General features: G+C 54.5%; 21 protein-coding genes, 2 tRNA genes and 1 pseudogene. 17 read left to right on the top strand and 7 right to left on the bottom strand.

The features are described from left to right. Positions 1-117: 117 nt before the first annotated feature. Positions 118-1,143, top strand: coding sequence for a tetratricopeptide repeat protein (locus tag ACZ5M3_RS08385; protein ID WP_464839197.1), 1,026 nt, complete (start codon positions 118-120; stop codon positions 1,141-1,143). Here the strand turns inward: ACZ5M3_RS08385 and ACZ5M3_RS08380 are convergent. The 7 genes from ACZ5M3_RS08380 to ACZ5M3_RS08350 form a co-directional block, all read right to left on the bottom strand. Beyond that, positions 1,140-1,364 (bottom strand): DUF2283 domain-containing protein, encoded by a 225-nt coding sequence (locus ACZ5M3_RS08380; RefSeq protein ID WP_167731092.1) that lies wholly within the window; start codon positions 1,362-1,364, stop codon positions 1,140-1,142. The genes ACZ5M3_RS08385 and ACZ5M3_RS08380 overlap by 4 nt on opposite strands. Then, complete coding sequence (locus ACZ5M3_RS08375; protein WP_464839196.1) at positions 1,361-1,645, bottom strand: DUF4258 domain-containing protein; 285 nt, start codon at positions 1,643-1,645, stop codon at positions 1,361-1,363. The genes ACZ5M3_RS08380 and ACZ5M3_RS08375 overlap by 4 nt, the downstream gene beginning before the upstream one ends. Positions 1,646-1,766: 121 nt before the next feature. After that, positions 1,767-2,042: an elongation factor 1-beta gene (locus tag ACZ5M3_RS08370; RefSeq protein WP_297092699.1), complete on the bottom strand. Its 276-nt coding sequence runs from the start codon at positions 2,040-2,042 to the stop codon at positions 1,767-1,769. A 19-nt stretch (positions 2,043-2,061) separates the two neighbouring features. Beyond that, positions 2,062-2,241 (bottom strand): zinc finger domain-containing protein, encoded by a 180-nt coding sequence (locus ACZ5M3_RS08365; protein WP_012572828.1) that lies wholly within the window; start codon positions 2,239-2,241, stop codon positions 2,062-2,064. Positions 2,242-2,465: 224 nt separating this feature from the next. Next, a tRNA-Ile gene (locus tag ACZ5M3_RS08360) sits at positions 2,466-2,543 on the bottom strand. A gap of 10 nt (positions 2,544-2,553) precedes the next feature. Next, positions 2,554-2,631, bottom strand: a tRNA-Glu gene (locus tag ACZ5M3_RS08355). Positions 2,632-3,011: 380 nt separating this feature from the next. Then, positions 3,012-3,977 (bottom strand): NAD-dependent epimerase/dehydratase family protein, encoded by a 966-nt coding sequence (locus ACZ5M3_RS08350; protein ID WP_464840840.1) that lies wholly within the window; start codon positions 3,975-3,977, stop codon positions 3,012-3,014. Between the two features lie 89 nt (positions 3,978-4,066). Between ACZ5M3_RS08350 and ACZ5M3_RS08345 the strand changes: the two genes are divergently transcribed. The 16 genes and pseudogenes from ACZ5M3_RS08345 (at position 4,067) to ACZ5M3_RS08270 (ending at position 20,024) form a co-directional block, all read left to right on the top strand. Further along, positions 4,067-5,062 carry a sugar phosphate nucleotidyltransferase gene (locus tag ACZ5M3_RS08345; protein WP_464840839.1) on the top strand — a complete coding sequence of 332 codons (996 nt, stop codon included), beginning with the start codon at positions 4,067-4,069 and terminating at the stop codon, positions 5,060-5,062. A 12-nt stretch (positions 5,063-5,074) separates the two neighbouring features. After that, entirely contained in the window at positions 5,075-7,441 is a 2,367-nt protein-coding gene (locus ACZ5M3_RS08340; protein WP_464839195.1) for an oligosaccharyl transferase, STT3 subunit, read from the top strand. A gap of 96 nt (positions 7,442-7,537) precedes the next feature. After that, a complete protein-coding gene (locus ACZ5M3_RS08335) occupies positions 7,538-7,765 on the top strand; it encodes a ribbon-helix-helix domain-containing protein (RefSeq protein ID WP_014788819.1) in 228 nt (75 codons plus the stop codon). A 25-nt stretch (positions 7,766-7,790) separates the two neighbouring features. Next, positions 7,791-8,927 (top strand): sulfate adenylyltransferase, encoded by a 1,137-nt coding sequence (gene sat, locus ACZ5M3_RS08330; protein ID WP_464839194.1) that lies wholly within the window; start codon positions 7,791-7,793, stop codon positions 8,925-8,927. 38 nt (positions 8,928-8,965) lie between these two features. After that, on the top strand, positions 8,966-9,901 hold the full coding sequence (locus ACZ5M3_RS08325) for a DHH family phosphoesterase (RefSeq protein WP_464840838.1): 936 nt from the start codon (positions 8,966-8,968) through the stop codon (positions 9,899-9,901). 5 nt (positions 9,902-9,906) lie between these two features. Then, positions 9,907-11,337 (top strand): alkaline phosphatase family protein, encoded by a 1,431-nt coding sequence (locus tag ACZ5M3_RS08320; RefSeq protein ID WP_464839193.1) that lies wholly within the window; start codon positions 9,907-9,909, stop codon positions 11,335-11,337. A 53-nt stretch (positions 11,338-11,390) separates the two neighbouring features. Next, positions 11,391-11,936: an adenylyl-sulfate kinase gene (gene cysC / locus ACZ5M3_RS08315; protein WP_464839192.1), complete on the top strand. Its 546-nt coding sequence runs from the start codon at positions 11,391-11,393 to the stop codon at positions 11,934-11,936. 16 nt (positions 11,937-11,952) lie between these two features. Then, positions 11,953-12,693, top strand: coding sequence for a sulfite exporter TauE/SafE family protein (locus ACZ5M3_RS08310; RefSeq protein ID WP_464839191.1), 741 nt, complete (start codon positions 11,953-11,955; stop codon positions 12,691-12,693). Between the two features lie 5 nt (positions 12,694-12,698). Next, positions 12,699-14,231, top strand: a complete 1,533-nt coding sequence (locus ACZ5M3_RS08305) for a flippase (RefSeq protein WP_464839190.1) — start codon at positions 12,699-12,701, stop codon at positions 14,229-14,231. Between the two features lie 100 nt (positions 14,232-14,331). Beyond that, positions 14,332-15,391 (top strand): annotated as a pseudogene (locus ACZ5M3_RS08300) (glucose-1-phosphate thymidylyltransferase). Between the two features lie 9 nt (positions 15,392-15,400). Beyond that, on the top strand, positions 15,401-16,402 hold the full coding sequence (rfbB, locus tag ACZ5M3_RS08295; protein ID WP_464839189.1) for a dTDP-glucose 4,6-dehydratase: 1,002 nt from the start codon (positions 15,401-15,403) through the stop codon (positions 16,400-16,402). 2 nt (positions 16,403-16,404) lie between these two features. Continuing rightward, positions 16,405-16,962, top strand: a complete 558-nt coding sequence (rfbC, locus tag ACZ5M3_RS08290; protein WP_464839188.1) for a dTDP-4-dehydrorhamnose 3,5-epimerase — start codon at positions 16,405-16,407, stop codon at positions 16,960-16,962. A 63-nt stretch (positions 16,963-17,025) separates the two neighbouring features. Continuing rightward, entirely contained in the window at positions 17,026-17,214 is a 189-nt protein-coding gene (locus ACZ5M3_RS08285) for a hypothetical protein (RefSeq protein ID WP_464839187.1), read from the top strand. Continuing rightward, entirely contained in the window at positions 17,202-17,672 is a 471-nt protein-coding gene (locus ACZ5M3_RS08280; RefSeq protein WP_464839186.1) for a type II toxin-antitoxin system VapC family toxin, read from the top strand. The genes ACZ5M3_RS08285 and ACZ5M3_RS08280 overlap by 13 nt, the downstream gene beginning before the upstream one ends. After that, positions 17,669-18,532 carry a dTDP-4-dehydrorhamnose reductase gene (gene rfbD, locus ACZ5M3_RS08275; protein ID WP_464839185.1) on the top strand — a complete coding sequence of 288 codons (864 nt, stop codon included), beginning with the start codon at positions 17,669-17,671 and terminating at the stop codon, positions 18,530-18,532. Before ACZ5M3_RS08280 ends, rfbD begins: the two co-directional genes overlap by 4 nt. Positions 18,533-18,701: 169 nt before the next feature. After that, entirely contained in the window at positions 18,702-20,024 is a 1,323-nt protein-coding gene (locus ACZ5M3_RS08270; RefSeq protein WP_464839184.1) for an ATP-binding protein, read from the top strand. Positions 20,025-20,583: the final 559 nt, after the last annotated feature.

Here is a 20,583-nt window from a genome sequence, read left to right as displayed (position 1 = left end):
AAGGTAGTAAAGATAGCAAGTCCAAACTGCAGTTACTCCAGGATTCGGTTGGCGGATGGAAGGCCTGCCACCATACATTTTTAACCCGTTCGGGGAACCGGAGTCAGGTGATGAAAAATGAGCGATGTTAAATCTGAATGGGAGAAAGCGCTGAGCGAGAAGGACTGTGAGAAGTTGCTCGAGCTCTTTGACGATTACATCGAGAGCATCGAGGACGAAGGGGTTCTCAGGCACGAGCTGGAGAGGCTTGAAGAGGTTGTTGTCGGCTGTGATGACCCCTACGAGCTTGCCCATGAGATAGCCCACGTTTACGCTCACCTCGACGACATCGACGCCGGAATCGGACTGTACAGGAGAATAGCGGAGGGGAGAAGAGACAACCCGGAAGAGTACGCCACCGCTCTCTACCACCTGGCCGATGCTTACGAGCACTTCGGCATGCCGGAGAGGGCGATAGAGACCTATGAGGAGCTGCTCAAGCTCGAGGAGGAAGTCCTCAAGAACGAAAGGGAGATAGCGCTTACACTGGCGAACATAGCGGTGAACTACGACGAGCTGGGCGAGACTGAGAGGGCGATAGAGCTGATGGAGCGCGCGAGGGAGATTTTCGAGAGGCTCAGCGACGAAAAGAACCACATGATAAGCCTCCTCGATCTGGCGCACTTCAGGTACGAGCTCGGCGACTACGAGGCTGCCGAGGCGCTGATAGGTGAAGTTCTCAGCAACCCGAGGGAGGACGAGATAGAGATAAACGCCAGGCTGGTGGAGGCGGAGATATTCGCAGGCAGGGAGGAGTACGCCAAGGCTTTCAGGGCCATACGGGACGCTCTCCTTAAGGCCGTCGACACGAGCGACGAGATCTTCGGCCTCGTCTTCGAGACTCTCGTTGACTTCATAGAGGGGCTCTTCAACGAGGAGGCTTACGATGTCGTAGCTAAAAACATGGAGTCCTTTGCGGAGCTCTTCGAGGACGATACTGCCCACTTCTTCAGGGCGATGGCCGAGCTCGCCCGCTGGAAGGAAGGAGACGAGGCAGCGAGGAAGAGGTTCGACGAGCTTTACGCCAAGGTTCAGAACGAAGAACTGAGAGCGATACTCGACGAGTGGAAGAAGCCAAAGCTGAGCCTGAGTTTGGGGCTTTAGGCTTCCATTTTTCTATTCAACGCCTTCGTATAGCGCTCTATTTCCAAGAGACTTTTTCTGATAACATTCTCCCCAGCGTTCCATATTTCGATCCCGACGACGTTTCCTTCCTCATCGTACTCGAACCACACGTCTTCGTCAACTTCGTCGGTGTCTGCCACCGGGCCCTCTCTGATCAGAATATAGAGGATATCAGCCTTTGGGTCATACCTAACCTTCATACCTCAACCCACCTCCGAGATGATAATCTCCTTTCAATGATTTTATCAAGGCTCTTACTGGTGTCTATAACGGTTATCACTTCAGCAGTGTCCTCTCTTTTATCGTAGGCTATTATCAGCCAGTGCCCGGGAAGCCTCCTTCTGCCAACTGCAATAAAATGACCCGAGCGCAGATCATAGAACTTCCTCTTGGGTGAATCAATGACCGCTTTCACTTCTTTGATGTCAATTTCTCGTTCTTTAAGCCTTTCTTTTGCATGTTCAGTTAAGACAATCTCCATCAAAACTTAATCATCTCAGAAAACTAAAAACATTGTGGTTTTACTTTTTTCTCTCCTAGAAGTCTGCCCTTCAGAGTTGAAAGAGGATCAGGATGACAGTATAGAGAAAAGGAACGAGGATTCAGATCCTCGAAACGGTCTCAACTTCGGCGCTCTCGACGTTCTCGACCTGCCTGAAGAGGTCGGCGACCTCGTCGTAGGAGTAGCCCTCTTCGTCCCTACCGAGGACGTAGAACTTGAGGGCGACGAGACCGAAGGCTATAGGCTCGCGCTCGACCTTGGCGAGGCCGAACTTCTCCGGAATGACGGCCTTGAGCTTCTCCTCGAGCTCGTCGAGGTTGACCTCCGGGTCGGTCGGCATGACCTTTATAACGCCAACAAGGTTGAAGTCAGCCATCTTTTTCACCTCCTAAACTTCACGGCCCCTCCCAGCCGCACTTCGGGCACTTGTAGGGGACTGAGAGGACCCTGCAGCTTTCGCAGCGCCAGATGATTTCCTCGCCACAGTTCGGGCAGACGAAGTGAGTGGCGTGCTCCCTTGGGGTTATCTCCTTTCCGCATGATGTGCATACGGGTATCTCGAACTTGGCTTCCACTGCGAACACCTCCGAGAAAGGTGGTTTTTAATCACTGGTGGGCATTGCGGGGGTTGGCTTATAAACCTTTCTCTGGGGTTCCTTCAGGGCATGAGTTCTCTATTGATTAATGGCGGGATTAATCAGGCTATCAATATAAAATTTCATTAAGGAACTACAGTAACAAAACCACGATATCCTCAGGAGGACAGGACTCGCAGACTTTTCTTCAGAAAGGGCTGTTGTGGTGGGCCCGCGGGGCTTCGAACCCCGGACCTCCCGCTTATCAGGCGGGCGCTCTGACCAGGCTGAGCCACGGGCCCAGGAGAATTCTGGTGCCCCGGCCGGGATTTGAACCCGGGTCGCGGGATCGAGAGTCCCGCATGATTGACCGGGCTACACCACCGGGGCGCGTCCGAGATTAGGGGGGAGAGAGGGTTTAAAAAGATTTCGGTAAACTGCCAACGTCCCAATGGGACAAAGGGCCACCGGACCCATAAAACCTCGGTGGGAATGTTCCAGCCCAGCGAGGAATGCCCAATTTTGTGAAATTATTTCGAAAAGTTGGCATAAAATTTTGCAATAAATAAAAGCAAAGGTTTATATAGTTAAAGCCCCCAACAGTATTTGAGGGGTGCCGTGCGGAGGAGACTGAAGCGAAAGCTTCACCCCGGAGCAAGCCTTACCCGAGCGGTTTCGTGAACCATGACGGAACATGAAACTGCAATTAACAGGGAAAGGTTTGCTAGGAGTGGAACTTCACTCCGGCCTCTTTCGTACGGTGCCCCTCACTATTCTCCAGACTGATGAGCCGACAGAAGTTCCCTAACGGTTCTCCTCACGGCCCCATAGCTGTCCAGCCTCGGCTTCCAGCCCGTTTCCTTCGCCTTCTCTATGCTCAGGCGCATGAACTTGACGTCGCCCTTCCAGCCGCGGCCGCCGTCGACGCCGCCGGTGAACCTGAAGGCCGGATTAAGCCCCATCTCCTCGCTCACTATCTCCGCTATCTCCTTAACGGTTATCCAGTCTTCGTTGCCGAGGTTGTAGAAGTCAACCGTCTTGTTTTCTCCCTTGAAGTGCCCGAAGATGTGGAGCATACCCTCAACGGTGTCGCTCACATGGAGATAGCTCTTCCTCTGCGTCCCATCGCCCAGTATCTCAAGCTCCTCCGGGTTTCTGCGAAGCTTGTTGATGAAGTCGTAGATTACCCCGTGGTTGGAGCGCCCGCCTATTATGTTGGCCAGCCGGAAGATAAGCGCCTTAAAGTCGAAGGTGTGGGCGTAGCCGCTGATCAGAGCCTCGGCCGCGAGCTTCGCCCCGCCGTAGACGCTTATCGGCTCCAGGGGCGCGTAGTCCTCGGGTGTTGGAATAACGCTTGCGTCGCCGTAGACCGTTGAGGAGCTCGTGAAGACAAGGTACTCAACGTCCGAGTCCCTAATGGCATTCAGAAGGTTGTAGGTTATGAGGACGTTGGTCTCATAGAGAAGCTCGGGGCTCTGGGAGCCGATCCTCACTTCGGGATTGGCGGCAAGGTGAAAGACCGCATCGACACCTTCAACGGCGTCCTTTACAGTTTCGGCGTCCCTCATGTCCCCTTTTATAAACTCAAACCTCTCATGGTCCAGCCAGCGTTTGATGTTGTCCAGACTGCCTGCGCTCAGGTCGTCGAGAACCCTGACTTCGCTTCCAGATTCCATCAGTGCATCAACGAGATGGGAGCCTATGAAGCCCGCGCCCCCCGTGATTAGGACTCTCATTTCTACCACCACCGTTGATGAAACGGAATAATTTAAATACATTTGGGGCATATCATCCTTCAGCTTTAGAGATGACCGCGGTGGTGACTATGAAAGTTCTAATCATGGCCGGTGGATATGCCACAAGGTTGTGGCCAATCACGAAAGATAATCCCAAGGCCCTGCTCCCCGTTGGGAACCGTGTGATACTCGACTATATTCTGGAAAAGGTGGGCGAACTGGGACTGGATGCATACATCTCGACGAACCGGTTCTTTGAAGCGCACTTCAGGCATTATGCGGATAAGTACGGGGTAGGGCTGGTAGTCGAGGACACCCTCCACGAGAGCGAGAAGCTCGGAACAATAGGTGCCCTAAAAAACGCGCTGGATGAGCTCGGCCTCGACGACTACCTCGTGATAGCCGGGGACAACCTGTTTTCTTTTTCCCTCCGGGACTTTCTGAACTCCTACAATGGCAGGACGCTCATAGCCGTTTACGACGTCGGCGACCTTGAGCTCGCCAAGCGCTATGGAGTGGTCGCCCTTGAGGGTGACAAAGTTGTCTCGTTCCAGGAAAAACCCGCCGAGCCCAGGTCAACCCTCGTGAGCACCGGTGTCTACGTTTTCCCCGAGTACGTTATGGAGCGCGTGGACGAGTACCTCTCCAACGGCAACAGGGATTCGCCGGGCTACTTCATCCAGTGGCTCCTTGAGAGGGGCGAGGAGATACGGGCCTACCGTTTCTCCGATTACTGGTACGACATAGGATCTGCCGACAGCTACCTTGAGGCACTGAAGACCCTGCTGAAGGAAAGCCACGTGGAGGAGATCCAGATCAGCCCCTACGCGAAGATAATACCGCCGGTTGTCATAAAGCGCGGTGCCAGAATACTGGGGCGGTCGATGATAGGGCCCTACGCTTACATCGGCGAGAACTGTGTGATAGAGAACTCCGACATAAGCGACTCAATAATATTCCGGAGAACAATAATACGCAACTCCACGATATGGCGCTCGATAATAGACGAGAAGTGCGAGATAAGGAACCTTGAGCTGAGGAAGAGCCTCGTCGGCGGACACGCAAAGATACAGAGGGGAGAATGAGGGGGTATGTTAATGGACGTTGACGGGATCAGAGAGAGGCTCTCTGGGGCGTACAGCAGGGTTTTGACACCGAAGTGTGCCGCTGCCCTCCTCATAGTTTTGGCCTCCGCCATCAGGCTCCTCCCGATGCGCTTCAGGTACCTCCTCGGCTACGACCCCTACTTCCACCTCGCATACATCAGGTACGCGCTGGAGAAGGGGGAGTGGGTGAACTTCTTTCCCTATGCCACCGGCCCCTGGGGATCCCAGATACATAGTTTCCACCCCCTCGGCCTCTGGATGACTCCGGCTTACGTGTATAAGTTACTTTCAGTCTTTGGCGTTTCCCTCTACAACGCCTTCAGGATAACGCCCGTTATATTTGGAGTTTTGACCGTGCTGTTCACGTATCTGGCCATTTTGAAGCTCTATGGGAGGAGGGAGGCCTTTCTCTCGGCTTTCTTTCTGGCGGTTCTCTTTGGCCACGTCTTCCGCTCGATGGCCGGCTACTACAGGGGAGACAACTACATGCTCTTCTGGTACAGCGTGGCACTGTTTGGAATCGCACTGGCACTGACCAAGAACGGTGAAGGGTGGAGGTACAGGCGGCTGGCATTCTACCTGATACCTGCCTTCGCCAGTGGTTTTGCGGCGATATTCTGGCAGGCTTACTACCCCATATTTGGCTTTCTTCTCGGAAGCGCCCTGCTTATGGCCATTGGAGCGTTTCTGATGGACGAAAAAGAAGTTCTCATTGATGCCTCGGCTTTAGTGGTGGCAACCGCTTTGGGGGCGTTGTTGGCCAACTCGCTGGGTTCTCGGTTTGGGTACGGCATGACTGCCTCAACTAGGGGGCTTGGACAGGCACTTGCTAAAGAGTTTGGGCTTCAGTTCGGGTTTGTTAAGGACGCTTTTCTTCTGATGTACCTCAAGTACGCGGTGCCCGCTTCCATCGTGGCGATGGCAGTCCTGTTCGGGCTCTCCAGGGTGCTGAGGGAGAGAAAGCAGAGGGCGGTTGTGGTTGGCATAGGGGTTGTACTCGCACTCTGGGTGGGGGTTAGATACTACGGGATACTGAATGAGATACTGCTGAGGCTGTTCCCGGCGGCCCCCATCGTGGAGACTCAGAGGTCTTCCTTGGGCGATCTCTGGGAGGCCTACGGGCCGGCTATCCTCGTCGCACCAGCATTTCTGCTAGGTTTTCGGCCAAACAGAAGCAAGGTAAGGGACTTCGTTGTCCTCGGACTCGCGGTGGTGGCTGTCCCGATGGTTCTCCTCTGGACAAGATTCCTCTTCATAGGCTCTCTCGCGATCGCCGTGATGGCCGGGATAGGCGTTGTAAGAACGTATGATGCAGTGCTGCCGGAAGTGAGCGGCCGGAAATTCGGGGCCACGGCACTGGCCGTGATCCTGCTTTCAGTGCCCCTTGCATCAGCGGTGCATGGGGTCTGGACGACAAAAGGAATCGAGCCGATCGCCAACGAAGCATGGGACAGAGCACTTACCTACCTTGGAGAGCACTCAAACATCAACGATGTCGTCCTGACCTGGTGGGATCAGGGGCACTGGGTGACGTACTTTTCAAAAAGAGCGCCCGTCGCACAGGGGAGCCCAAGTAAGTGGGTGGCGCAGTACTATTTGGGACTCAGAAAAAACGCGGAACTCATGAAGCTGGGGGTTGACTACGTCATCGTTTCCTACGACACCGTAATGAAATTCGGGGCAGTTCTTGAGACGGCCGACGCCTCTCCGGCGGAGTACGCAATGATTCCAATGCCCCTCGTGTCATCCACAGGCGGAATGCTCCTCTTTTCAGCCGGACCGTATTCCATCATGGCGGTCCCCAAAGGGGATTACTGGAGCGTTCAGGCCAGCACGGGTGGAGCGATACTGGTTCCCCGCGAAGTCTTCGTTGAGAGGGGAAAATCCGTGGAGAGCGTGAGCCTCGCCGGCAAGCCGAACGCGGATGCCTACGTCTACATAAACCTGAACTACGGCTATGCAGTACTGATGAACGGGAAGGCCTTTGAAACCCCCCTCGCCAGACTGATGTTTACGGATGACCATCCAAACTTCACGGAGGTTTATTCGGACGGCGGGTACATCAAGATATTCCGGTTTGAACATCCGAACGTGGTCGTCACCGACGAGAACGGCTCTATTGTTCTGAAGTTCGAGAACGCCACCGGAACGGGGATTGGGATATTCGGCTACCTCGACAACGGGACGAGGGTGTTCAAGAAGTGGTACGGGGTTAAGGGGAAGGACGAGTTCGTCCTGCCAGAGAACCTGAACGGCAGCGTGGTTGTTAGGTACACTTACACACGGAAGAGGGCCGTGCTTGACAGGGGGGTCTTCAGGATTTCGGACGTACTATCCGGTACTGGCAGCGGGGATTGATGTTCCAGATTTCATCCGTTTTTCGAAATCTTTATATTCTCCGCTCATCGTTTAATTAAATGTAATTAAATATCATTAAGACAGGAGGTGTTTGTGATGGCTGAGGAGAAGAAGTACACGACCGTTTCCATACCGAAGCCGCTCTACGACAAGATTAAGGCCAGGATAGAGGGCACCGGGTTCACTTCGGTTTCCGACTACGTGACCTACGTCCTCCGCGAGGTTCTGGCGAGCCTCGAAGAGGAGGAGAAGGAGGAAGTCTTCACCGAGGAGGAGGAAGAGAAGGTCAAGGAGAGGCTTCGCGCCCTCGGCTACCTCGACTGAGGTCTTTCCTTTTTGAGGTGATAACATGGTCTCAAAGCCGCACGGTGGCAGACTCGTCAGGAGGCTCGTTGCCGAGAGGACCCGCGAGAGGATTCTAAGCGAGCAGAAGGAATATCCCCGCGTCCAGATTGAGCACGGGAGGGCAATAGACCTTGAGAACATCGCCCACGGCGTCTATTCACCCCTCAAGGGCTTCCTCACGAGCGACGACTTCGAGAGCGTCCTCGACCACATGCGCCTGAGCGACGACACGCCCTGGACTATCCCAATAGTGCTTGACGTGAGGGAGAAGACCTTCGACGAGGGCGATGCGGTGCTGCTGTATTACGATGACCTGCCGGTAGCCAGGATGCACGTCGAGGAGATATACACCTACGACAAGAGGGAATTCGCGGTCAGGGTCTTCAAGACCGACGACCCCAATCACCCGGGTGTGGCTCGCGTTATGGACATGGGAGACTACCTCGTCGGCGGCGAGATAGAGCTCCTCAACGAGCTCCCGAACCCCTTTGCCAAGTACACCCTCAGGCCGGTCGAGACCAGGGTTCTCTTCAAGGAGCGCGGCTGGAAGACGGTGGTCGCCTTCCAGACCAGGAACGTGCCCCACCTCGGCCACGAGTACGTCCAGAAGGCTGCCCTCACCTTTGTGGACGGTCTCTTCATCAACCCAGTCCTGGGGAGGAAGAAGAAGGGCGACTACAGGGACGAGGTCATAATTAAGGCCTACGAGGCGCTCTTCGAACACTACTACCCCAGAGACGCTGCAACCCTCGCCACGGTTCGCTACGAAATGCGCTATGCGGGGCCGAGGGAGGCCATCCACCACGCGATAATGAGGAAGAACTTTGGAGCCACGCACTTCATCGTCGGGAGGGATCACGCCGGAGTCGGCGACTACTACGGTCCCTACGAGGCATGGGATCTCTTCGGAGAGTTCCCCGACCTCGGAATAACCCCGATGTTCATCCGCGAGTCCTTCTACTGCAGGAAGTGCGGCGGCATGGTCAACGCCAAGATCTGTCCGCACGAGGAGGAGTTCCACATCCACATAAGCGGCACCAAGCTCAGGAAGATGATAATGACAGGAGAACAGCCGCCGGAGTACATGATGCGCCCGGAGGTCTTTGAGGTCGTGAGGGGCTTTGAGAACCCCTTCGTCTGATGATCTTCCCCCAAATTTTATCCGCCGGAGGAATGGACATGTACCTGATCGTCCACCACTGGGACGCTGATGGAATTACATCGGCGGCGCTTCTCGTGAAAGCCCTCGGACTGGAGGAGTTCACCAACTTAACGGCGCCGATAGGTGAGTTCAGGTTTGACGAGAGGATATGGGACGCAGTAGAAAAGGCAGAAAAGCTCTATGTCCTCGACTTCAACGTTCCCCACGAGGTCGAGAGGGTCAGAGTCCCGACGCTCTTTATAGACCACCACACCCAGCCGAAGATCAACAACCCTCTCGTGGAGCAGGTAAACCCCTCGCTGAACGGTGGATACTATCCCTCGAATTCCCTCGTCGTCTCGGAGCACTTCGGGATATGGAACGCCTGGAGCGCCCTTGGAGCCGTCGGGGACATCGGGGAGAAGGCCTTTGGGATTGAAAGGGTAAGAGAACTCCTCCGGAAGGCGAACCTCTCGCGGGTGGAAGCCTTAAGGCTGGTTGAACTGATTGACTCCAACTACATCGCGATGGAGAGGGAAGCCGTCGAGGAAGCCGTAAGGGTTCTCCTCGAAAACGACGTTAAAGGCATTCTCGAATACGAACCCTGGGTCAGGAAGGCCGGGGCGATAAGGGAAGCAATAGAGAGTGCCCTTTCGAGCGTCGAGGAGAGGAACGGCTTCGCCTTCGTTGAGTTCGAGAGCCCGTTCAACATAATCTCCAAAGTGGCCAGAAAGCTCGTCTGGGAGATTGGCTACCGCGGTGCTGTCGTGGTCAATAAGAACTTCCACGGGGAGGCCCAGGTGTACTTCCGCATCTCCCGTGAGGAGGCGGAAAGGATAGAGATGGCCGGGGTAATAGCCCGCATTCGCGCCCTCGGCACCAACGCCGGCGGAAAGAGGGAAGTGCTGGGGTGTATCTGCGAGAGGGATAAAATCGGAGAGGTTCTCACAATCATCAACGAGTACCTGGGGTGAGAGTTATGGAGTTTGAGAAGAAAGTTAGGGAAGGGATGGGCGAAACCAAGAAGGTCTTCGTCATAGGCCTGGATTCGGCCCCGCCGGAGCTCCTGTTCAACCGCTTCATCGACGACATGCCCAACGTCAAGAGGCTCCTGGAAAAGTCCGTCCACGGCCCGATGCAGACCGGGATCCCGGCGATAACCATCCCGATGTGGATGGTGATGGTCACGGGAAAAACGCCGGGCGAGCTCGGCCTGTACGGCTTCAGGCACAGGACGGGCTACAGCTACACCGACTACTGGATAGCCCACAGCAAGAAAGTTAAGGAGCCGACCGTGTGGGACTACCTCGGCGAGCGCGGAAAGAAGTCGATAATCGTCGGCGTTCCACCTACCTACCCGCCGAAGCCGATAAGGGGCCACCTCGTGAGCTGCTTCATAACCCCCGATGCCAGCGTCGACTACACCTACCCCAAGGAGCTGAAGGGGGAGATAGAGCGCCTGGTCGGGGAGTACATCTTCGACGTCCCCTTCCGGAAGGAAGCCAAGGACGAGGTGAAAGAGGGCATCTGGGAGATGACGGAGAAGCGCTTTGAGGTGATAAGGTACCTGCTCCAGGAGAAGGAGTGGGACTACTTCCACTTCGTCGAGATAGGCCTCGACAGGCTCCACCACGCCTTCTGGCGCTACTTTGACCCGAACCACCACCTCTACCCCGGTAAGGGCAACGAGTACGAGAACGTCATCCCGGACTACTACAGGCTCCTTGACAAAGAGATAGGGAAAACGCTTGAGCTCATCGACCTCGACGAAACGGCCGTCTTCATCGTTTCTGACCACGGGATAAAGGCCATGCACGGCAACTTCGCGGTCAACCAGTGGCTGGCCGAGGAGGGCCTGCTGAAGGTGAGGAACCCGGAGGTTCTCCACGATGGGAAGGTCAAGCGCTTCGAGAGCTTGGAGGTAGACTGGAAGGAAACCACCGCCTGGGGCTGGGGCGGCTACTACTCCCGCGTCTTCCTCAACGTCCTCGGGAGGGAGAGGGAAGGGAAGATACCTCTCTCGAAGTTCGAGAAAGTCAGAGACGAGGTGGCGGAGCAGATCAAGTCGATCCGCGGCCCGAAGGGCGAGAGGTGGGACACGAAGGTGTTCTACCCCGAGGACATCTACCCGGTGGCGAAGGGAAGCAAGCCGGACATGATGGTCTACTTCGACAACCTCAACTGGCGCGCGGCCGGAACGGTCGGCCACCCGAGCAACTACCTGCCCGAGAACGACACGGGTCCAGATGATGCCAACCACTCCAAGTTCGGAGTGTTCTCGATGTATCTGCCGGGCTTCGACGAAAGCAAAGCCACCCAGCTCACCATATACGACTTCGCGCCGACGGTACTGCGGCTCTTCGGGATAGAGGAGCCTCTGAGGGAGATGCACGGGAGGAGCATCCTCTGAATTTCCCCTTTCCTTTCACCCGAATCAGACCAATGAAACCGGAGGGAGCTGAAATGACCGATCTCAAAAACCTCGAAAGGGGATTCACGATCTGGCTCACGGGACCGAGCGGTGCCGGGAAGACGACTCTGGCCGTCAAGCTCGCCAGGAAGCTCAGGGAGATGGGCTACCGCGTCGAGATACTCGACGGCGACACGATAAGGAAGACCCTCTACCCGGAGCTCGGCTTCTCGAAGGAAGCGAGGGAGATGCACAACCGCGTCGTCATCCACATGGCCAAGCTCCTCAGCAGGAACGGGGTCATAGCGATAGTCTCCCTGATCTCGCCATACAGAGCCGTCCGCGAGTACGCCAGGAGGGAGATAGGGGACTTCATCGAGGTCTACGTCTACGCTCCTTTAGAGGTCAGAATCCAGCGCGACCCCAAGGGACTCTACGCGAGGGCCATCAGGGGAGAGATAAAAGGATTAACGGGCTACGATGGGGTCTACGAGGAGCCTGAAAATCCCGAGGTGAAGGTGGACAGCTCGAAGATGACGCCGGAGGAGGAGGTCGAGGCAGTGATTCAGAAGGCCCGCGAGATGGGCTACCTGCCCTGAACCGGAGGGTGAGGCATTGAACCCGCTGACCTCCGCCGGGCTGGGCTTCCTCGTCGGCTTCCTCGTCGGCCTCACCGGGGTCGGCGGTGGCGCGTTGATGACGCCCTCCCTCATCTTTCTCGGAGTCGAGCCGCTTACCGCTGTGGGAACCGACCTGCTCTACGCGACGATAACGAGGGTTTTCGGCGTCTTCTTCCACGGGAGGAGGGGAAAGATAAGGTACGACATAGCGCTGAGGCTCTTCGTCGGGAGCGTTCCGGCGGTGGTGCTCGGCGGGATACTCCTTAGATGGATAGACAGAAGCACCCTCAACGACCACCTCACGGTACTCCTCGGGCTCATCCTCGTGGTGAGTGCAGTCCTCAGCCTCCTGAAGGGCGAAATTCACATCCCTATCAAGCCAAGGTGGGCCCACGTCTACCTCCTCGGCTTCATAGTCGGCCTGACCGTCCAGTTCACCTCGGTTGGAGCGGGAGTCATAGTGGGCTTCACGCTGATGAACGTGGCGAGACTCGACCCAAGGGACGTGGTAGGGGTTACGATATTCTACGGGCTCGCGCTCTCTGCCTTCAGCTTCCTGAACTACGCGAGCGTCGGGAGCGTGGATTACGGCCTCGCTGGGACGCTGGTTATTGGGACTGTTCCCGGGGTGTACCTCGGTGCCCACGTCAACAGGAGTGCTGACAGGGAGAAGCTTAAGAGGGCGATAAACGTGGTAATACTTATGATTGGGCTGTTTACTCTGCTGAGCGGGTGAGCCCGATGGACGAGGCAAGCCGGACTCTACAGAAGATTGCGAGGGGAACGGGCATCGTCTTCGCCGGGACGGTAATCTCGATGCTCTTCGGGTTCCTGAGCAGGGCGGTTATAGCAAGGGGGTTTTCAAGGGAGGAATACGGAGTTTTTAACCTGGCCCTGACCGTCCTGAGCATTGCCCTCGTCATTGCCACTCTCGGCTTCCAGAACGCCCTGCCGAGAGAGATCGCGTTTTACAGGGAGAAAAGACCCTCAAAACTCACCCCACTGATCTCAACCGCCATAACTCTTTCGATATTGACTGGGTTGACGGTGGCAGTCCTGGTATTTGCCTCCGCCGATAGGGTTGCCATGATCCTTCAGGACGAGCGTCTCGCCTATGCCATCAGGACGGGCGTAGTTGCCCTCCCGTTCTGGAGCCTGACCGCTGTGATGATATCCGTATCAAGGGGCTTTGGAAGGGTCAGGGAGCAGGTGTACTTCCAGAACGTGATTTATCCTGCGGTGTTCCTCATCCTCATAAGCGGGGTCGTGGCATCAGGCAGCGACTTTCATGCTGTGTTCACTGCATACGTGCTCTCTTGGATGACAACCTTTGTCCTGCTTCTGGCGGACATCAGGAAGAGCGGCCTCATTGAATTCAGACCCGGGATCGACCCCAGAATCGGGAGGGAGATTGTAGTATTCTCCCTGCCCCTCCTCTTCTCAGGCATACTGGCATTCGTGATGAACTGGACGGACACCCTGATGCTGGGGTACTACATGGGATCAGACACCGTTGGGCTTTACAACGCCGCCGCCCCCCTGGCGAGGCTCATACCCATCTTCCTGAACTCCGCAGCTTTTCTCTATGCCCCCCTCGTAGCGGGGTTCTGGGCCCTTGGAAAGCTGTCCGAGATGAAGAGGGTTTACCAGATACTGACCAAATGGATATTCCTGCTCACGCTCCCCATATTTTCGCTCCTGTTTCTCTTCCCGGAGCAGACGATAGCATTCTTCTTCGGCCAGAAGTACGTGCAGGCGGCTCTGGCCCTCCAGATACTCTCCCTGGGCTTCATGTTCCACACCTTCCTCGGTCTGAACGGCATGAGCCTGGTGGTCATCGGTGAGCCCAACCTCAACATGGTAGGGAATGTATTTGCAGCCGGCTTCAACGTCCTCCTGAACGCCCTCCTGATACCCGCCTACGGCATGGAGGGGGCGGCCATGGCCACGGCCGGTTCATATCTAGTTGTCAACGCATTCAGGTCGTCCTGGCTCCACAGGAAAACAGGGATACACCCCTTCTCGCGGAGCTACCTCAAACCCCTGGGCATCAGCCTCGTCCTGCTCGGCACGCTGAAGGCCATCCCCCTGAAGGTGTCGAGCATATGGTACGCAGTTCCGATGCTGGTGGCCTTTCTGATGGTTTATTTCCTCCTCGTTCTCCTCAGCGGGAGCGTGGAGAAGGAGGACGTTGAGCTGTTCTTGGCGGTAGAGAAGAAGCTGGGGATTGACCTGAGATGGATGAAGAAGGTGCTGAGGAGGTTTGCCCCATAGCACACTCCACATGGTCCATCTCCATCCGCATGTACACCGTTCGGAGGGTGCATAAATGTTTTTATTACCCAGACAGGGTATTAATCTTTGGTGAAGAATCGTGAAAGCATTGATACTCTCCGGAGGTCACGGTACGAGGTTGAGACCCCTCACCTATTCCCAGCAGAAGCAGCTGATTCCGGTCGCAAACAAGCCAGTCCTGTTCTACGCCATCGAGGACGTTATCGAGGCCGGTATTCACGATATCGGGATTATCGTGGGCCCGAACAAGGATCAGGTGATGGAGACCGTTAAGCGCGTCGATTGGGACGCTGACATAGAGTTCATCTACCAGGGCGAACCGAAGGGACTGGCCCACGCTATTCTAGTTGCGCGGGACTACCTCGGAGATGATGACTTCGTCATGTACCTCGGCGACAACATCCTCAGGGAGGGCATAGTGGAGCACCTGAAGCACTTCAAGGAGGGAAACTTCGACGCCAGCATACTCCTCCAGGAGGTTCCAAACCCCCAGCAGTTCGGCGTTGTGGAGCTGAGCGAGGACGGGAAGACCATAAGGCGGCTTGTCGAGAAGCCCAGGGTGCCTCCGAGCAACCTGGCGCTGGTAGGGATCTACTTCTTCAAGCCCGTCATCCACGAGGCGGTGAGGAACATAAGGCCCTCCTGGAGGAACGAGCTTGAGATAACCGACGCGATCCAGTGGCTGATTGATAATGGATACAAGGTCGGATGGACGAAGGTCACCGGCTGGTGGAAGGACACGGGGAAGCCGGAGGACATCCTCGACGCCAACAGGCTCATCCTGGACGATATCAAAACCGACGTCCGGATACACACCAACGCGCGCATCCACGGGAGGGTCGTCATCGGCGAGGGCACCGTAATAGACGAGGACACTGTGATAAAGGGCCCCGTGGTCATCGGGAAGAACGTCAGGATAATGGACTCCTACATAGGCCCCTACACGAGCATCGGCGACAACGTCGTCATTGAGAACACCGAGATCGAGGACTCGATAAATCCTTGAGGGGAGTGAGATACGGAACGCTGGGAGGATAGTTGAGAGCCTTATCGGACGGGGAGTGAAGATAATAAACGGCACCTCTCACCCCTTCGGCAGGAAGCTGGTCATCGGCGACAACTCAAGGTTGATCCTGTGAGGTGAAACCATGAGGCTTCTGGTAACCGGCGGAATGGGCTTCATAGGGAGCAACTTCATCCGCTATGTTTTGAAAAAGCACCCCGACTGGGAAGTGGTGAACCTCGACAAGCTCGGCTACGGCTCGAATCCAGCCAACCTGAGGGACATAGAAGATTATCCGCGATACACATTTGTTAAGGGGGATATAGCTAATTATGATCTGATAAAGGAGCTTATAACAACGGTTGATGCTGTTGTGAACTTCGCAGCAGAGAGCCACGTGGACAGGAGCATCTCCAGCCCGGAGCACTTCCTAAAGAGCAACGTCATCGGCACCTACACGATTCTCGAAGCGATACGGAAGGAAAACCCCGAAGTAAGGTTCGTCCACATAAGCACCGATGAGGTCTACGGGGACATCCTAAGTGGCTCGTTCACCGAGAAGGACGCGCTGATGCCCTCATCGCCGTACTCCGCCACCAAGGCGGCGAGCGACGTTCTCGTCCTCGGCTGGACGAGGACTTACAAGCTCAACGCATCCATAACGCGCTGCACAAACAACTACGGGCCATACCAGTTCCCGGAGAAGCTCATCCCGAAGACGATCATACGGGCCAGCATGGGGCTGAAGGTTCCAATCTACGGCACCGGCCAGAACGTGAGGGACTGGCTCTACGTCGAAGACCACGTGAGGGCAATTGAGGCCGTCCTGCTCAAGGGGGAACCGAGGGAGGTCTACAACATCTCCGCCGGCGAGGAGAAGACCAACGTTGAGGTCGTCAGGACTGTCCTGAGGATAATGGGCAGGGACGAGTCGCTCATAGAGTTTGTGGAGGACAGGCCTGGCCACGATCTGAGGTATTCGCTCGACTCCTGGAAGATAACGAGGGATTTGAAGTGGCGTCCCAAGTACAGCTTCGAGGACGGCATAGAGAGGACTGTCAAATGGTACCTCGAAAACGAGGAGTGGTGGAGGCCGCTGGTGAACGAGAAGGTTCTTCACCCCACACCGTGGAAGCTGGGGTGGTGAATATGCCCTTTGAGTTCGAGCGACTTGATATTCCTGATGTCATCCTGATAAAGCCGAGAGTCTTTGAGGACGAGAGGGGCTTCTTCATGGAGACCTACAAGAAGTTGGACTTCGAAAAGGCAGGAATCAAAGGGGAGTTCGTCCAGGACAACCACTCCCGCTCCAAGTACGGCGTTTTGAGGGGCCTGCACTTCCAGCGCGAACCCTACGCCCAGGCCAAAATTGTTCGGGCTGTCAGGGGAGTTATCTACGACGTCGCTGTTGATCTGAGGAGGGATTCCCCCACATTTGGCAAGTGGGTCGGCGTCATACTCTCGGAGCACAACAGATACCAGCTCTACATCCCGAGGGGCTTTGCCCACGGGTTCGTCGTGCTGAGCGACGCCGCCGAGGTCGTCTACAAGGTGGACAATGTCTACGCTCCGGAGTACGAGGGAGGCGTTATATGGAACGACCCGGATATAGGCATAGACTGGCCGGTGGATGACCCCATAGTCTCGGAAAAGGACAGAAAATGGCCAACGCTGAAGGAGGCCATCGAAAAGGGATGGGTGTTCTGAGACACTACTATCGCAAAACATTTTATAACGCTATGATAAAAAATACACCGACGGTGGTTGGATATGGGAAAAATCGCCATCGAGCTTAACATCCCTGACGAGATACTGAAGACGATTGACCTCAAGCGGCTGAAACGGATCGTTGAGAGGGAGGTTGTTATAGAGTACAGTGTCCAGAAACTCCACGGAAAGTTCAGGGGAATGGATCTTAAAAAAATCCTGAGAGAGGTCGAAGAGGAATGGGGTCTTTGACGGCCTTTGTGGACACCAACGTGATAATTGAGCATTTAGAGGGTAATGTTGACCTTCTCGATATAAGGGAGAGGTTTGACGTTCTGTATTCCAACAGCATAGTGTTCAGTGAGGCGCTTATGGTGTACCTGAGGGCGTTAACTGGCGAACGCCCGTACACACTCAAACACAGCCCCAATATTATCAGGAACCTGAGGGAGGAACTCCTGGACTTCTCAAGGCTTTTTGAACTTTTCCTTGATCTGGAGATAAACAGGGCTGTTGAAACCCTCGCCGTTGAGTACATGATAAAATACGGCCTGCTGCCGAATGATGCACTCATCCTCGCAACCTGTAAGTTTCACGACGTCAAATATCTAATTTCGTTTGACAGCGATTTTGCCAATGCCTGTGAGAATGAAGGGATATCTCTTCTCAGTGATCCAGAGGAGATAACCAGGCTTGGTGATGTCCCGTGAGGGTTGCGATAATCGGGGCCAGCGGTCAGCTCGGAACCGACCTGGTGAAGGTCTTTGGGGAAGACCCGTCTTTTGAGGTCATCTCGCTGACCCACAAAGACTTAGACGTTACCGTTCCCGAGACCCTGAAGGTGCTGAAAGAGCTGAAGCCCGATGTCATCATCAACACGGCCGCATACGTTAGGGTTGATGACGCCGAGATTTATCCGGAGAAAGCTTTCGCGGTCAACGCCATCGGCGCGCTGAACGTTGCGAGGGTTGCCGAGGAAATCGGCGCGATCAACGTCTACATCAGCACGGACTACGTCTTCGACGGCGGGAAGGGAGAACCATACACCGAGGACGACGTTCCGAACCCGATAAACGTCTACGGGGCGAGCAAGTACGCCGGCGAGGTTTTCACGAGGAATTATTCTGGGAAGTACTACATCATCCGGGTGGCGAGCCTCTACGGGAAGGCAGGGGCGAGCGGAAAGGGCGGGAACTTTGTCGAGTGGGTGATCGAGAAGGCCCGGAAAGGTGAGGAGCTGGGGATAGTGGACGACCAGTTCATGAGCCCCACCTACACGATGGACGCTGCGAGGACTCTGAAGGAGTTCCTGAAGCTGAAGCCGGAGTTTGGGATATACCACATGGTGGACGAGGGCTACTGCTCGTGGTACGAGTTCACCAGAGCGATATTTGAAATCCTGGGCCGGGACGTTGAAGTGAGGCCCATAAAGTCGGGCGAACTCAACAGGCTGGCGAGGAGGCCGGGGTTCTCGGCGCTTGAAAACAAAAAACTTCATGCGCTTGGCCTGAGGATGCCGGACTGGAGGGAAGGACTGCGGGAGTATCTGGCGGAGAAGGGGTGGCTCTAGTTAAGCAGGGCATGGGCATGTGATAACACGTATTTTCTTTTCAAAGGAGGCATCTGAAAAAAGAAAATATATGCTTTGAACAGTTTCTTCCACCTCAGCACCTACGCGCTGTGTGGAGTTATCGGAATCTTTTTATACCCAATAGGTATAATACCTGTGAGGTATAATTATGAGGTTCTATGATAGAGAAAGGGAAATCCGGCTATTGGAAAAGGGAAGGAGAATCGCCATAATTGGCAGAAGGAGGGTCGGGAAGACAAGGCTCGTAGAGGAAGCCTTGAACCCGATAACTCTCTTCATCCCGGCGGAAAAGAACGAGGCCTTGATATGCAGGGATTGGTTGGAGGAGATTAGAGAAAGAAGGTACATCCCAACGCTGAACTCGATGAAGGAGATAGTGGAGTTTCTGATGAGGGAAAACGAAGTTATCTTTATAGACGAGCTCCAAAATGCGCTGAAAGTGAATTCATCCTTCATCTACGATCTCCAGAGGCTCTTGGATAAATACAGGGATTCAAAAGTCATCGTTACGGGCTCGTTAATAAGCATGTCCAAAAAGCTCGTGGAGGATTATAAAAGCCCCCTCTATGGAAGATTCGACTACGTTATAAAGCTTAAAGAGCTGGATTTCAGGACAACCTCTGAAATAACAAGGGATCTGGGATACAGCTTCGAAGACGCGATAACCCTGTGGTCGGTTTTTGGGGGCCTGCCGAAGTATTATGAAACCCTTGAGCGCTTTGGGGTTCCGGTTCAGGAATTCATAGAGGTTATGTTCTTTGAGGAGCCGTATCCGATGTTCAGCGAGGTCATTATGATGCTCAAAGAGGAGCTCGGGAAGGAGTACAAGACCTACTTCAGCATCCTTCAGGCAATAAGCGAGGGCAAGAATACACTCGGTGAAATCTCTTCATACTTGTCAACAAAAAGCACCAGCCTCACCAAATACCTCTCGGCCCTTGAGAAGGAATACGAGCTGGTGGTCAAGAGGAAGGACGTCTTCGATAGGGGAAAGAACAGATACTACATCAGCCAAAACCTGGTAGATTTTTGGTTCCGCTTCGTATGGAGGAACTACGCCAAGCTTGATAGGGGGGGACTGAGGTTTGATAAGAATGAGTTTAACTCTTACACTGGCAAAAAATTTGAAGTCTTGGTCGAAAGCCTCGCTCAAAACTTTGTCCCGTTTAATGTGATAAAGACCGGAAAGCTCTGGGGCAAGTTCAAAGGGAAAGAAAAAGGAAAAGATTCGTTTGAAATCGACGCTGTGGCTTTAGGAAAGGAGGACATTGCTTTCTTTGAAGTTAAGTGGGAAGACCTAAGCTTTGGAGAGGCCAAAAAGGAACTGGAAAAGCTTGGCGAAAAAGCAAGTGCAGTGAAAGACATGAGGAAGAAGCACCTGGTTTTAGTGGCGAAGTCGATCAAGGGGAAAGAGAAATTAGACGCCCTGGTTTACGACTTGAAAGATATTGAGACCAGAGTTTTTGAATGAGGGAGTTGTTATGCGCTGACCTCATCCCCGCTCTAAAGGGTGAGGCTTTCAGAAGAAAAATGTAACCACTATTAGCGGCACTCCACCGGTTATGGCTGGGGTGATTTTGTTAAAACTCATACTCACGATTGAACATTTCATCCCTTGGACTTTTTCACCCGGCTGAACAGAATTGTAGGGACACCCCTTACTGGTAGGTGGGGCCATTTCATATTTGAACATTATCGTCCGTAACTACACCACCCACAGGGTGAGGTTTCCAAGAGAAAAATATAACGGCTACGAGAGATTTAAGCGGGCCTCTTAAGATGGGGTTTTTGGTGAGGTTGGAAAGGGCAAACGGGAATAAAATACGTGATTCAAATGATGCAAAAATGAAGCAATAATGATGCAAAAGATGCAAAAAGGTGAAAAGCCCATGAACAGGGCAACCAGGCGCTGTAGAATATTGCAAGAGGGGGAGAGTTGTTTTTCCCATCGTGCTGGGAAGGGTTATAACCTGACAATCCAGATAAAGTGGGTGCAAACTTTATAAAGGATGGGTGCATATATACTGTCG

The organism is Thermococcus coalescens (genome assembly GCF_055392585.1).
This window is presented reverse-complemented; position numbering and strand designations above follow the sequence as displayed.